The organism is Hymenobacter polaris (assembly GCF_012927305.1).
Taxonomy (GTDB): domain Bacteria; phylum Bacteroidota; class Bacteroidia; order Cytophagales; family Hymenobacteraceae; genus Hymenobacter; species Hymenobacter polaris.
The window spans coordinates 650,183-664,214 of record NZ_JABBGH010000002.1; the positions used below are offsets into that span (position 1 = coordinate 650,183).

Sequence of the window (14,032 nt, forward strand, 5' to 3'; positions counted from 1 at the left end):
TTTTCCTTCTCTGAACTATGCGTAACATACTGTGGATGAGCTTAGCGCTAACCGGCCTGGCTGGCTGCGCCACCAACCGCCTCGACCACGCCGGCAACCGCCAGGGGCGCTGGCGCACCTACCACGACCCGGCCAAAACCCAGCTGCAAACCACCGGCCGCTACCGCCACAACCACTTCGCGGGCCGCTGGCGCTACTACACCATCACCGGCGAGCTAGAGCGGCGCGAGAAATTTAAGCGCAACGGCGCCAGCCAACTCACCTACTATTACCCCGACGGCCACGTCTGGAAGCGGGGCACGGTGCAGCTGCTCGAAACCGCCCGCGCCAACCGCTACTACTGGACCGGCGACTGGCAGATTTTCAACCCCGACGGCACCCTGCAGCAAGTCGAAACCTACGAGCAGGGCAAGCTAGTGGCTACCCGCGCGGCGGCCACCCCCTAGAGTTAGGCTACTGCTGCTGCTGTTGCTGCTCCCACTGCAAATACTGGCGGTAGGAGTTTACGGGCACCGTCGCGGCCGGCGACTGCTGCACATACACCGGCGTTTCGGGCGCCTCATGAGCGGCGATGGGCCGGCCGTTTTCGATGTGCACGGTCACCTCCAGGGTGTGGGCGCCGGTGCCTTTGTAGGTGCCCTTCACGGGGGTGCAGTCGGCAAAGGCGCGACCGACGGCCATGCGCACGTGCCCGTCGCTCACGATGCAGTTGTTGGTGGGGTCGAGGCCCAGCCAGCCGTAGAAGGGCACATACACCTCCACCCAGGCGTGGGTGGCGCCCGCCCCGCGCACGCCCTCCTGCCGAGGGCACACGTAGCCGCTCACGTAGCGGGCGGGCAGCTGGATGAGGCGCAGCAAATAGATGAGCAGGTGGGTGAAGTCCTGGCACACCCCGGCGCGGCCCCGCCAAATGGCTTCCAGCGGCGTTTCGATGCTCGTCACCCCTTGCTGGTACTGAAAGTTATCGTACACATACTCCGAGAGTTCCAGCGCTTGCTTCAGCGGCTTGGCCCCGTAGCTCACGATGCCCCCCAGGGCCGCTCGCACCTCGGCTTCCAGCCCTAGGGGGGCTACTTTCAGAAAGTCCATGTAGGCGGGGTCGGCGCGCAACTCGGCCAGGTGGGCCCACTGCGCCGCGGCCGTTTCCTCGTCCATTGGAAACTGGATGGCGTGCGTTTCCACCTCCGCTACCGACTCGATAACCAGCTCCGCGTGCGGCTCGATGAGCGAGAACACGCCCACCTGGTTGCCAAAATAATCGGTGAACAGGGCCACCTCGGGCTGCTGCGTAATGCTAACCTGGTGGTGTTTCACCGTCAGCAGCTCGTCGGCCAGCGGGTATATCATCAGCTGGTTGGTGCAGTCGATAACGGGCGCCGCGTAGGCGTAGCGCGTGCGGTGCAAGATTTTATAGCTGGGCATAAGTAGTTGAATAAGTAGTAGAACGTCATGCTGAGCGCAGTCGAAGCATCTCTATCGAACGACACCCGAACGACACAGTAGAGATGCTTCGATTGCGCTCAGCATGACGTTCTTTTTTAGTGGTTTACCCGCCAAAATATAAGCTGCTGAGCGCGCTCGATACGTCCAGCAGCTCGCCTTTCACCTGGCTTAAAAACGGCCCTAGGGCAACGCCCGGTTGCGCCCGCAAGGTGCTATAGGCCACCGTATTGCGCGCCTTGCCAATGAGGAAGCGCAGTTGCTCGAAGCTCTCGGGGCGGCTCTTATCCTTGAGGCGCTCGCAGTAGCGCAGCAGCTGGCCTAGGCTGTAGCGCAGCGAGTGCGGAAAGTCGGGGTTGTAGAGCACCAGCTCCAGCACGCTGCCCGCGTCGAGCTGACCCTGGTAAGTTTTCACGTACAACTCGTAGCCCAGCAGGCCAAAGAGCAGGTAGCGCAGCTCGGGCGAGTGCACCTCGCCGGGTTGCTCGAACAAGTGCTGGCTGAGGCGCAGCAGCTCCAGGGTTTGCAGTGCGCGCTCCAGAAACTTGCCCAGCTTGAGGTAGATATAGCCCTCGTCGCGGGGCATGGTATTTTGCACCGTGCCCACGTACAGCACCCCCTGCTGCAGCAGCGCATCGAGCCCCGACACGGGGTCTTCGCCCAGGGTGAGGTGCGCCACCTCGTCGCGCCGAATCAGGTGGTAGTAGTCGTTGAGGCTCTGCCACACCTCCTTGGTGATGTGGTCCTGCACGGCCCGCGCATTCTCGCGCCCCCGCACGATGTTGTGGTACGCCGAAGCGCCGTTCTCGCGGTCAAATACCAGGTGGTAGAGCACCTGCGGCGTGTGCGGCGCGCGCCGAGCCAGCTCCGCCTCGCTCAGGTCGCCGAAGGCCAGCAGCAGCGGCTGCCAGCCCCAGTACTGCGGCTCGTCCTGCGAGGCAATGTACTGAATGCGTAGGGTTTGGAGCAAGGCCTGGGTGCGCTCCATGTAGCGCCCCAGCCAGTATATCGTATCGGCAACGCGGGAAAGCATGTATATTAAATGTCGTTTGCCCTTGCGAGCCTCATGAAGCAATCGCACCAGAACGTTGGTCGTGCAAACGACCCCTAGGGCATTGTTCTGGTGCGATTGCTTCGCGGGGCTCGCAAGAGCAAATGTGAAAAATTAACCACCCAGCACCCAGGTGTCTTTGCTGCCGCCGCCCTGCGACGAGTTCACAATTAGCGAGCCTTCGCGCAGGGCCACTCGCGTGAGGCCGCCCGGCACGATGTCGATGCCGCCCGGCCCGCACAGCGCAAACGGCCGCAGGTCGATGCGCCGAGGCTGCAATTTGCCGTCGAGGTAGCACGGGGTGGAGGAGAGGCTGATGATGGGCTGGGCGATGAAGCTGCGCGGGTCGGAGAGGATGGCCTGGCGGAAATCGGCCATCTCGGCGTCGGTGGCAGCGCTGCCAATGAGCATGCCGTAGCCACCGCTCTCATTGGTGCGCTTCACCACCATCTGGTCCATGTCTTTGAACACCAGCTCGCGGTACTCGGCGTTTTCGAGCTGGTAGGTGGGCACGTTCTTGAGTATCGGTTCCTCATTGAGGTAGTAGCGAATCATCTCGGGCACGTAGCAGTACACGGCCTTGTCGTCGGCCACGCCGTTGCCCATCGCGTTCACGATGGCTACGTTGCCCTTGCGCGCGGCCCAGTACAGGCCCGGCACCCCTAGGGCACTGTCGGGCCGAAACACCAGCGGGTCCAGAAACTCATCGTCCACGCGGCGGTAGATGACGTCCACTTTCTCCAGGCCGCGGGTGGTTTTCATGTACACGAAGTGGTTGTGCACAATCAAGTCGCGCCCCTCCACCAGCTGAATGCCCATGAGGCGGGCCAGGGTGCTGTGCTCAAAATAGGCCGAGTTGTAGATGCCCGGCGAGAGCAGCACCACCGTGGGGTCGGCGGTTTGGCGGTCGGCCAGCGCCACCAGGTTGCGGTACAAGATATCGGGGTAGTCCTTGACCGGCAGCACGTTGCTCTGCGGCAGCAGGTCGGGGAAGATGCGGTAGGTGATGCTGCGATTCTCCAGCATGTACGACACCCCCGAGGGCGTGCGCAGGTTGTCTTCGAGCACGTAAAACTCGCCGTCGTGGTCGCGTATCAGGTCCACGCCCGCAATGTGGGTGTACACGTCGTGCGGCACGTCCACGTTCACCATCTCGCGCAAAAACTGCGGGCACGAGTACACCAGCGCCGCCGGCACCACGCCATCCTTAATGATAAACTGCTGGTGGTAAATGTCTTTGAGGAAGATATTGAGCGCCTTGAGCCGCTGCTTGATGCCCGCCTCGATGCGCAGCCACTCGCTGTTAGAGATAATGCGCGGGATGATGTCGAAGGGAAAAATCTTCTCGATGCCCTCGCCGCTGCTGTACACCGTGAACGTAATGCCTTGGCTCATAAAGAGTTTCTTGGCTAGCTCGTCCTTGCGGGTCATCTCGGGGCCGGCCAGCCCGGCGATGGCCGACACGAAGGGCTGGTACTCGGGCCGGACGCGACCATCCTGAAACATTTCGTCCCACACGCGGGCCTGGTGCGGATAGGCAGAGAGGAGCGGATTCGACATGGCACGCGCCGCAAGCCAGGGCTTGCATGGTAAATGAGATAGGTGTAATTGCCTAGGCCTAATTCCCAAAAGAAGCAAGCCAAAAGGCAACTGGGGCTAAATAAACAACCTAAAATCCCAAAGTAGTGATGAGTGGCAGGCAGTACACCCTAAAAAAGAGGGTATATACTCTAATAACTATCAAGTCCCCTAGGGCCAACCTAGGCCTGCGTCGGGCCGTTTAGTGAGCCTCGACTTCTACTTACGCCCGTGGATTTATTTACTTGCACGCACTGCGGCCAGGTGCTGTACTTTGAGAACAACACCTGCGAAAAGTGCGGCTACGCGCTAGGCTTCGAGAGCACCCAGCGGGCGCTGCTGCCCCTGGTGGCCGAGCCCGGCGGCCAGCGCTACCGCCTTTACGGCGAACCTGCCAGCGGCCCCGCCTACGCCTACTGCCAAAACCATCAGCACCAGGCCTGCAACTGGCTGGTGCCTGAGGGTAGCGACACCTCCTTCTGCTTGGCCTGCGACCTCAACCGCACCATTCCCGACCTGCGCCAGCCGGGCTACCTAGGCCGCTGGCAGCACCTGGAGGATGCCAAGCACCGCCTGGTGTACACGCTGCTGTGCCTGCACCTGCCCGTGGCCAGCAAGCGCGTGTACCCCGACGAGGGGCTGCAATTTGACTTCAAGGCCGATGAGGACCCCCAGCACAAGGTGATGACCGGCCACGCCAATGGCTTGATTACCATCAATATCGCCGAGGCCGATGCCATCGAGCGTGAGCAGGCTCGGCAAGCCATGCACGAGCTCTACCGCACGCTGCTGGGCCATTTTCGCCACGAAGTGGGCCACTACTACTGGGACCGGCTCATCAAAGACTCGCCCTACCTGGACGAGTACCGCCAGCTGTTTGGCGACGAGCGGCAGGACTACGCCGCGGCCCTGAAAAAGCACTACGCCGACGGGCCGCCGCCCGACTGGCGCCAGCACTACATCAGCGCCTACGCCGCCAGCCATCCCTGGGAGGACTGGGCCGAAACCTGGGCCCACTACCTGCACATTCTGGACACGCTGCAAACCGGAGCCGCCTTCGGCCTGCGCCTCGACCCGCTCGATGCGGGCCGCCAAGCCGGCTGGCAGGCCAACCTGCAAGACCCCTTCCAAGTAGCTGACTTTAGCAAGATTATGGACATGTGGCTGCCGCTCACCTTCGCCCTCAACAGCCTCAACCGCAGCATGGGCCAGCCCGACCCGTACCCATTCGTTATCAGCCCCGAAGTGCAGGGCAAGCTGGCCTTTATCCACCGGGTGGCCGGCGGGCGGGGCGGCCTAGGGGCTCGGCAGTAGCGGCCGCAATTCTAAAAGGTGGTCATGCTCATCTGGCGTCCGCCTGCCGAAGCATCTCTACCGAACGACACCCGAGCGGCGTGGTAGAGATGCTTCGGCAGGCGGACGCCAGATGAGCATGACCACCTTTTACAAAGATGCTTACTGCCCCAGCAGCTCCGCCAGCAGCCCTTCCTTGAGGGCGTAGGCCGACGTGGTGATGCGCGTCAGGCCGTAGGTTTTGAGCACGTACTCCACGATGATGCTGGCCACCACCAGCATGTCGGCCCGCATGGGGAACATGCCGGGCAGGGCCACCCGCTCGTCGTGGTTGAGGGTGAGCAACTGAGCAAAGTGGTGCTCAAAGTCGCTGACCGAGAGCCAGGTGCTGGGCGGCAGCTCGGCCTCGCGGCGCACGCGGCCCACCGTCAGGTCGGCCAGGGTGTCGAAGCTGCCGCTGCTGCCCACCAGGCCGGCCAGCGGGCTGTGCGCCGCCACGGCCGCCGTGAGGGGGGCTAGGGTTTCGGCCAGGTACTCCAGCTCGGCGTGCAGGCTTGCGCGCGGCAGCACCCCGGCGGGGTCGGGGAAGAACTTGTCGAGCAGGCGCTGGGCTCCAATCTCGAAGCTCTGCTTCCAGAAAATGGTGCTTTCGTTGGCAATAATGAACTCGACCGAGCCGCCACCGATGTCCATGAGTAGGCTCTTGTCGGGCCCTAGGGCCACCGCCTGCCGAATGCCCTTGGCAATGAGCTCGGCCTCGCGCTCGCCGGGAATCACCTCCACCTGAATGCCGGTCCCCTCCAGAATGTCGCGCACCAAGTCGGGGCCGTTGCGCGACACGCGCATGGCGCTGGTGGCCGTGGCGCGCACCTCCGTGGCCTGGTGCAACTCTATTTCCTCCTTGAAGCCGCGCATCGTTTGCAGGGCGCGGGCGTAGGGCGCGGGCGCTATTTCGCCCCGGCTGATGCCGCCTTCGCCCAGGCGCACGCCCACCTTGGTGCGCACCAGCACGTGCGGCGGTTGGCCGGGCCGGTCTTCTACTATCAGCAAGTGGAAAGTGTTGGTACCCATGTCGATAAGGGCCAGGCGGCGGTGTAGTACTGGTGCGTGCATACTATGGTTAGCTATTAGCTATTAGCTATTGGCTGCTAGCTGTTGGCTTTATAATGAGTGAAAACGGACTTGACAGAAAAGCTAATAGCCAGCAGTCAATAGCTAACAGCCAAAATCAAGTGGCGAAGCGGCAGAAGGTGCCCAGCGGCAGCTTGCGCCGGTTGGCGTCGTGCAGGTAAATCTCGCCCAGCTCGCGCACCGCTTTCTTACCCGGAAAAATGGCCTGGGTGAGGTTGTCGAGAATCAGCGCCGAGAAGCCCAGCGAGTAGAGGTTAACCACGAAAAAGTGGTCCTCGGGGTCGAGCAGCTGCTGGCTGAGCTTGAGTAGTTCGTTCAGTTCGTCTTCGAGCTGCCACTTCTCGCCGTTGGGGCCGCGGCCGTAGGCGGGCGGGTCCAGGATGAGGCCCTGGTACTTGCTGCCGCGCTTCACCTCGCGGCGCACGTACTTCATGGCGTCTTCCACCAGCCAGCGCACGCCATCGAGCTGGCTGGCTTCCATATTGTCGCGGGCCCAGAAGTTGACTTGCTTCACCGAGTCAAGGTGCGTGACGTCGGCCCCGGCGGCGCGGGCGGCCAGCGTGGCGGCGCCGGTGTAGGCAAACAGGTTGAGCACCCTAGGGGTAGCCGCGCGCCGCTTACGGGTCTGGTTGTAAATGAATTGCCAGTTGGGGTCCTGCTCGGGAAACAAGCCCACGTGCTTGAACGACGAGAGGCCCAGCCGGAAGCGCAGGCGCAGCCCATCGGGCCGCTCGTAGCCGATAACCCACTGCTCGGGCATGCCTTTTTTGAGCTGCCACTGGCCCTTCTCGGTGCTGCCGGGGGCGCGGGCGAAGGTGGCATCGGCCCGCTGCCACTCGCTGGCGGGCAGGGCCGCATCCCAGATGGCCTGAGGCTCGGGCCGGGCCAGCACGTACTGGCCAAAGCGCTCCAGCTTCTGAAAGTTGCCGCTGTCGAGCAGCGCGTAGTCGGGCCAGGGCGAGGTCGTCAGGAAGTCGTACACGGGCGCAAAAGTACGGCGCTGGCGGGTGGGTGGGCGGCGGTCCGGCGCGGGGCCCTAGGCCCCCGCCTTGCCCCAAGGTCCCTTGAGCGAGTAAGCTGCCCAAAGCCATCCCGCCGGCCGTAACTTTACCTAATGCCCACCCTCGCCCGAATTATCCGCGCTGCGCTCAGCTTGGCGGCCCTAGGGGCGTGCTCGGCGCCGAGCCCGGTGGCGGGCCCGGCCGAGGAGCTCTACGAGTGCCGCGAGGTGTACCAGCCCCACCGCGGCCGCCTCTACGACCGGCACCACCAGCTGCTGGCCGCCAACGAGTTGCACTACACGCTGACCTTGCCCAAAGGCCGGCCCTTCGACACGGTGGCCTTCAACCAGCTGATGGGCTGGCCGGCCGGCGCCCTGCAAGCCCGCGCAGCCGCGGCCCGCCCGCCCGCCGGGCCGGCACCCCAGCTGCCCCCCGCCCTGGCCGACTCGCTGGCCGCCCTGGGCAAGCTGCCCGTGGCCCCCCGGCCCCAGCGCTGGCCGGTGCAGCTGCCCCTCACGGCGCTAGAGGCCAAGGCTTTTCGCCGCCACGCCGGCGAATTTCCGGGCCTAGGGGTGCGCCGCCAGCGCGAGCTGACCTACGCCACCACCGTGGCCGCCCCGGTGCTGGGCTACACCCCGGCCGCCGCCCAGCAGTACCTGTGGCTGGCCCAGCACCTCGAGCGGGGCCGCTTCTACCGCCTGCGCAGCGGCGGCGTCGAGGGCTACTACAACGCCCTGCTCACCGGCCGGCGAGGTGCCTACCACCCCCTCACCGACGGCCACGGCCACGTGCACGGCCGCTGGGCCGCCGACACTATTTTTCAGCCGGGGCAGGACCTGCACCTGAGCCTCGACCTGAAGCTGCAAGCCTACGCCGAGCGGCTGCTGGGCGAGCGGCGCGGCTACATCGTGGCCCTGGAGCCCAGCACCGGCGAGATTCTGGCCTGCGTGTCGGGCCCCACTTACGACCCGGCCGCCCTCACCGCGACCGGCCGCAACGCCGAGCGCCGCGCCCTGCTGCGCGATGAGGACATGCCGCTGCTCAACCGCCCGGCGCTGGTGGCCAACCCGCCCGGCTCGGTGTTTAAGCTCGTGAACGCGGCCGTGGCGTTGCAGCTCGGTGCCATCCCGGCCGATACCTCGTTTGCCTGCGACCAGTCACTGATAAACTGCGTGCACGCGCACCCTAGGGCCCGCAACTTGACAATGGCCCTCAAATACAGCTGCAACCCCTACTTCTACCAGGTGTTGCGGGCGGTGGTAAACGGTCGCCCCCCCGCCGGCGCCGACACCAGCGCCCTGCGCCACGCCAACCTGGCCGCCTGGCGCCGCACCGTCAAGTCGTTTGGCCTCGATACGGTGCTAGGGGTGGACGTGCCCCGCGAGCGGCCCGGCTTCCTGCCCACGCCCGCCTACTACGACCACGCCCGCGGCACCACCAACTGGAAGTTTTCGAGTATCCACTCGCTCAGCATCGGGCAGGGCGAAATCAACCTCACCGGCCTGCAAACGGCCAACGTGCTAGCCATCATTGCCAACCGCGGCTGGTACCTCACGCCCCACTTCGTGCGCGCCATTGGCAGCACCGGCCGGCCGCTGGCGCGCTTCCTCGACGTGCACCGCACCTTGGTAGATAGCGCCAACCTGGCCGCGCTGGTGCCGGGCATGGTGGCCGCCATGCAGCGCGGCGGCACCGCCGAGCTGGCCAGCCTCGCCGACGTGGGCATTACGGTGGCGGGCAAAACCGGCACCGTGCAAAACGACGAGGGCGACGACCACGCCACCTTCGCCGGCTTCGCGCCCGCTAGCAAACCCAAAATCGTGGTGGCCGTGTACATCGAGAACGCCGGCTTCGGCGGGCTCTCGGCCGCGCCCTGCGCTGCCCTCCTCATGGAAAAATACCTAAAGGGCCACATCGCCCCCAAGCGCAAGCGCTGGGAAAAGTGGCTGCGCTGCGGCGACCTCGCCAGCCAAGGACACTAATCGCCGCATTGCTCGTTGTGTATTACTTGCCCTATACTGGTCGCCACGTAATGCGCCGGCAGCTGCTCCTGCTCCAGCCGGGCATTGGTGGCCAGCAGCTGTTGGTATAACTCCTGCTCGGCATCAGTGAGGCCCGGCAGCTGCTGACCCACGAAATTGCCGCCTAGCCCGCCCTGGTAGTAACGGCCGAAGGTGCCCGCGTCCATCAGCAGCGACTGCGCGGCGGGGTAGTGCGCCCGCAGCCGCGCTAGTATCTGGAAGCCGTGCACATCGAGGTCGCCCCAATAAAACAGCTGTTTGGCGGCTAGCCAGTCGGCCCCGGCCAGCAAAGCCACGGCGAAGCCGCCGCCCCAGATGGCTACCGCGTCCGGCACGGCCGGAAAGGAGAGGAACGTGGTCAGGTTTTCGATGATGAAGACCAGGCGCACCGGCAGGTTCAGGTGCTGAAACTCGCTCACCCATAAGCTCAACTGCGACACGGCTGGGTGCAGCCGGGCGGCTGCGTCCAGAAAGCGGAGCTTAATGCTCGGCTCTTCCAGCAACAAGTGAAAGCGCCGGAAGAAGTCGGTTTCTTCGGCTCGCACGTGGTCGGGAATCAAGTAGTCGAGGAGCGGGCGCAAGGCGGCTTGGTGCTGCTCCATAAACTTAGTGGGCAGCCCTAGGGGTAAGTTGCGCACGTACTGGTTGGGCTGCGGATTTGCCTGGAAATACCCGCAAACCGTCAGCAGCGCCGGCCAGTCGGCGGCGTGGTCTAGTAGCAGCTTCGGGGTGGCTTGCAGCAGCGGCAGCAGCGCGGGCACGGCGGCGGCCGTGCGGGCAGCGTTGGCCGCAAAGGCTTCGTACTCCGCTTGCTTGTCAAGATACCCTAGGAAATCGGCGCGCGTGTCGAAGGCGATGCCGCTGATTTCGCTCTGGCCGGTTTTCTTGTTGGGCTTGATAGTCAACGTGTAGCCGTGGCCCAGCCGGTTTTTGGAGTGCGCCAGCAGCTCGCGCTGCTGGGCGTGAATGTGCGCGGTGCCCTGCGCCCGGTCTAGCGTTTTGCTGGCCCGCAGGGAAAGCGGAAAAATCTCCTCGCCAGCCAGGTGCGCCCGCAGCACGTCGGGGTATTTGCGCAGGGCTTTGGCGCGCAGCTCGGGCAGGCTAATCATGGCTGATTTCGGCGGCTAGCAACGCCTCTTTTTCAGCCTGGTACACCCGGATGGGAATGTCGCGCACCACCGAGCGGCGCTTGTCGTGCTTGGCTTTCGTGACCCAGTGAATCACGCGCACGTCCTTTTCCAGCAGGTGCAGCGAGGTAAGCGGCGTCACTACCATCAACTGCAAGCCCAGGCTGGCGCAGAGTTTGAGCAGGTAGGCCGACTTGTCTTCATCGAGCTTGCTAAAGGCCTCGTCAATTACGATAAACCGGAACGAGCGGTGCCCGCCCGCCTCGCGGTTGATGCCGAACTGGTAGGCAATGGCCGCCCCCAGCACCGTGTAGGCCAGCTGCGCACCCTCGCCGCCCGAAAGGCTGCCCGAGCTTTCGTACACCTGCTTCGAGCTGTGGTCGGCCCGGTAGTATTCGCGGGCCTTGAAGCTCGACCAGTTGCGCACGTCGGTTACTTCGAGGCGCCATTTTTCCTGGTCGCGCAGGGCCAGGATGAAGGGCTGAATAACCGACGTGAAATGCTCAATTTCCAGCGCGCGCTGGTCTTTGGCCAGCCCGTGCAGCGTGAGGTCGGGCTGCCAGTTGCGGAGTTGCTCGAAACGAAACTTGTGGATGAGCGGCCTAGGCGAGTCGGTGCGCTCTAGCTGAATGTAGGTGTCGGGGTTGAGGTTAAACGCAATGCCGCGCAGCGACTCATTTATTTGGTCGATGGTGTCGCGGATAAGCTCGTGCTGCTCTTCCAGCGAAGTCACGAAGTCGCTCAGCGCCTTGGTCACGCCGCGCTTGAATTCGTCATGAAAGCGGCTTTCCAGCTCGGTCAGGTTTTCGTGCCGGATGCTCTGGTAGCGGTCCAGGTATTCGGGCAGCCGCTCGATGTCGGCGTTCAGCTCGCGAGTATCGCTTTCCCAATCGGTGAACTTGGTAGTGACGGCCGCGCCGGGCCGCAGGTAGCCGTCCATCGCGTGGCAAATCTGCCGAGCCAGCGCCTGCACCTGCTCGTGCTGCCGGCCAATGCGGCGCTGCATCTCCTGCTCAAACTGCTGCTTCTGCGCCGCAAACTGCGCGTAGCTAAGCTGGCGAGCCAGCTCCTGCGTCAGCTCCCGCAGGCCACCTAGGTCGGCCGCCTGGCGCTCCGATTCGAAAGCTTCAAGCTGCCGCTGCGCCGTTTGCCGTTGCTGCCGAAGCGTCTTCAGCAAGTCTTCGGTGCGGGTGATGCGCTGCTTGGTCTGGTCGCGGGCGTTAGCCAAGTGCTTCAGCTCTTCCTTCAGCGCCCGCAGCTGCTCCTGCATGGTTTTCAGGGCGGTGCTGTCGTTTTCCAGCGCGTCGCGCCGGGTCGTCAGGTCTTGGATTTGTAAAGTATCAGCGTGATGGTCGATTTTAGAAAACTGCTGCGCCAGCAGAAAATTACCGAACCTGATTTCCTGCTCTTCGGCTTGCTCGATTTCTTTGGTTAGGCGACGCAGGCCAGCTTCGGCTTTGGCAATGGCCTCGCTCAGGGTGCGGGCCTGGCGGGTGCGCTCGCGGCGCAGCTCGCGGTTGTCCCAGCCCAGAATGTGCTCCTGGCGGCGGCTGTCGTCGCGCTCGTGGCGGTTTTTGTGGCGCACCAGGCCCGAGGGCAGCAACGCCTTGTCGGCCCGCTCAAAAGTGGCTTCATCCTCTGTGCACAGGTGGTCGAAGCGGCTGGCAATGTGGTGCTCGGCCCAGGCCGCGTAGTCGCTGTCGGGGTTGAATTCGAGCTTGCCCCACACCGTGCGTTCGTCCGGAAACAGCGAGGCCGGTGCCCGCCGCTCCACGCGGTGAAACACGATTTTGCCGCGCAAGTCGCGCTGCTCGTGCACGTAGGCCCGCACCGCTGAGTACAGCCGCTCGGGCACCAGCAAACTCAGGCCGGTGCTTTGCAGCAGCTTTTCGAGGGCGTCGTTCCACACGGCGCGCTCGCCGGGCTTCACCTGCATCACCTCGGCCACGAAGGGAATTTCAGCCTCGCTGGCCGCCACGGCCGCCAATATTTCCTGCCTGATTTCAGCCGGCCGGCGGATGATTTTACCGCTGCTGCTTTCGAGCTGCTTCAGCTCCGCCTCCAATTCGGTAAATTCCTTTTTCTGGCCTTCAATGCCCGAGCGCGCCGCAAATTTCTGGTCGTCTAGCTCCTGCCTAGTCTGGCGCAGCACCAGCTGCAAGGCCAGCGCCTGCTCGATGTTGGCGGCGAAGGCGCCCGCGTCGGGGTTTTCCACCAGCCCTAGGTGGCGGGCCAGCGTGTTGTAGCCGCGCAAGCTTTTCTCCTTCTCAGCTTTACTTTTGGTCAGGTCGTTGATGTCGCGGTTCAGGTCGCGAATTTGCTGCGCCACCTGGTTGTTGGCCACCTGCACTTCCAGCGCTACCCGCTGCGTATCAGTGGCTTCGTGCGCTTGCTCCTGCTGCCCGAGCAGGTCGATGAGCTGGTCCAGCTCCCGGTTTTGCCGCGCTATTTCTTCCCCCCAAAGGGCCACCTGCCGCTCGGCAAACCACGACTCCAACAGTTGCTGCTGCGCCCGCAGCTGGCGCAGCGTCTGCCGCTGCTGCTCGTAGTCGGCGCTCAGCTCGTGCACGGGTTGCAGCAGGTGCAGCTGGGTGCGGGCCTTTTCGAGGGCGCGGTAGGCCGTGAGCAGCGTCTGGTAATTGCTGAGCAGCTTCGCAAACTCCGCTTCGGCGGTGCTCTCCTCCAGCATGTTGACGCGGATAAACTCGTCGAGGTCGCCCAGCACTTTCATGCCCACGGTCTGGTTGAACAAGGTCAGGGCCTTATCGCTGCGCATCCCAAACAGGCGCTGAAACGCCGCCGCGTACTTCGGAAACGCATCGAAGTCCTCCACCACGCGGTCGGCAAATTTCTTCTTCAACTGGCTCACCCACTGCCCGCCCGCGCCAAACTGAATGTGCTCGGCAATATTCAATTCGGCCTTGGCCACCAAGTAGCGCCGCTGCAAGCCGCTCGCGTTAAACCAGCGCACCTGCACCAGCGTCACGGGCAGGCTCTGGGCATTGGTAAACGCCCCTAGGATGATGGAAAACGTGCCCTCTCGCTTGCGCAGCTGCTCCACCCGCGACTTCTGCTGCTCCTCGCCCTGCGTGCGCCCGTAGTGCCCCTCCACGTAAGATTCTTCGCTGCGGTCGGTGCGCTTCTGCGCCCCCGACGACTGGTTGAAAAACCGCTTCGCCGGGTTCACCAGCAAGGCCAGTAGCCCATCCACGAGCGTAGTTTTGCCCGAGCCGTTCGCGCCCGTTAATAGGGTATTCTGGCCGCCCGGCGTCAGCTCCCAAATGTCGTTTTGCGCGCTGCCCTCGTGGAAAGTACCCCAGTTGAACACTTGCAGCCGCTGCAAGCGGTAGCCCGCCGGCCCGGTCAGCTCCTCAAACAGATTCAGCATGG

Annotated in this window: 10 protein-coding genes; 3 read left to right on the forward strand and 7 right to left on the reverse strand. The window is 63.9% G+C overall.

Annotation, left to right across the window (positions count from 1 at the left end; translation table 11 throughout):
* The first annotated feature begins 17 nt into the window (after window positions 1–17).
* A complete protein-coding gene (locus HHL22_RS13110; RefSeq protein ID WP_169531809.1) occupies window positions 18–446 on the forward strand; it encodes a toxin-antitoxin system YwqK family antitoxin in 429 nt (142 codons plus the stop codon).
* A 7-nt stretch (window positions 447–453) separates the two neighbouring features.
* Here the strand turns inward: HHL22_RS13110 and HHL22_RS13115 are convergent, their stop codons facing one another.
* The 3 genes from HHL22_RS13115 to HHL22_RS13125 form a co-directional block, all read right to left on the reverse strand.
* Window positions 454–1,422, reverse strand: a complete 969-nt coding sequence (locus HHL22_RS13115; RefSeq protein ID WP_169531810.1) for a transglutaminase family protein — start codon at window positions 1,420–1,422, stop codon at window positions 454–456.
* Between the two features lie 124 nt (window positions 1,423–1,546).
* A complete protein-coding gene (locus HHL22_RS13120; protein WP_169531811.1) occupies window positions 1,547–2,473 on the reverse strand; it encodes an alpha-E domain-containing protein in 927 nt (308 codons plus the stop codon).
* A gap of 132 nt (window positions 2,474–2,605) precedes the next feature.
* A complete protein-coding gene (locus tag HHL22_RS13125; protein WP_169531812.1) occupies window positions 2,606–4,051 on the reverse strand; it encodes a circularly permuted type 2 ATP-grasp protein in 1,446 nt (481 codons plus the stop codon).
* Between the two features lie 249 nt (window positions 4,052–4,300).
* Between HHL22_RS13125 and HHL22_RS13130 the strand changes: the two genes are divergently transcribed.
* The gene (locus tag HHL22_RS13130; RefSeq protein ID WP_169531813.1) at window positions 4,301–5,383 is read left to right on the forward strand and encodes a zinc-binding metallopeptidase family protein; all 1,083 of its coding nucleotides are present in this window, start codon (window positions 4,301–4,303) and stop codon (window positions 5,381–5,383) included.
* 141 nt (window positions 5,384–5,524) lie between these two features.
* Here HHL22_RS13130 and HHL22_RS13135 read toward each other — a convergent pair whose 3' ends face one another.
* Window positions 5,525–6,475, reverse strand: coding sequence for a Ppx/GppA phosphatase family protein (locus tag HHL22_RS13135; RefSeq protein WP_169531814.1), 951 nt, complete (start codon window positions 6,473–6,475; stop codon window positions 5,525–5,527).
* A gap of 115 nt (window positions 6,476–6,590) precedes the next feature.
* The gene (locus HHL22_RS13140) at window positions 6,591–7,475 is read right to left on the reverse strand and encodes a class I SAM-dependent methyltransferase (protein WP_169531815.1); all 885 of its coding nucleotides are present in this window, start codon (window positions 7,473–7,475) and stop codon (window positions 6,591–6,593) included.
* 132 nt (window positions 7,476–7,607) lie between these two features.
* On the opposite strand from HHL22_RS13140, the gene HHL22_RS13145 reads away from it, so the two are divergent.
* Window positions 7,608–9,476, forward strand: a complete 1,869-nt coding sequence (locus HHL22_RS13145; protein ID WP_169531816.1) for a peptidoglycan D,D-transpeptidase FtsI family protein — start codon at window positions 7,608–7,610, stop codon at window positions 9,474–9,476.
* On the opposite strand, the gene HHL22_RS13150 is transcribed toward HHL22_RS13145, so the two are convergent.
* Window positions 9,473–10,624 (reverse strand): Wadjet anti-phage system protein JetD domain-containing protein, encoded by a 1,152-nt coding sequence (locus HHL22_RS13150; RefSeq protein ID WP_169531817.1) that lies wholly within the window; start codon window positions 10,622–10,624, stop codon window positions 9,473–9,475. The genes HHL22_RS13145 and HHL22_RS13150 overlap by 4 nt on opposite strands.
* Window positions 10,617–14,030, reverse strand: coding sequence for an ATP-binding protein (locus tag HHL22_RS13155; protein WP_169531818.1), 3,414 nt, complete (start codon window positions 14,028–14,030; stop codon window positions 10,617–10,619). The genes HHL22_RS13150 and HHL22_RS13155 overlap by 8 nt, the downstream gene beginning before the upstream one ends.
* Window positions 14,031–14,032 lie beyond the last annotated feature (2 nt).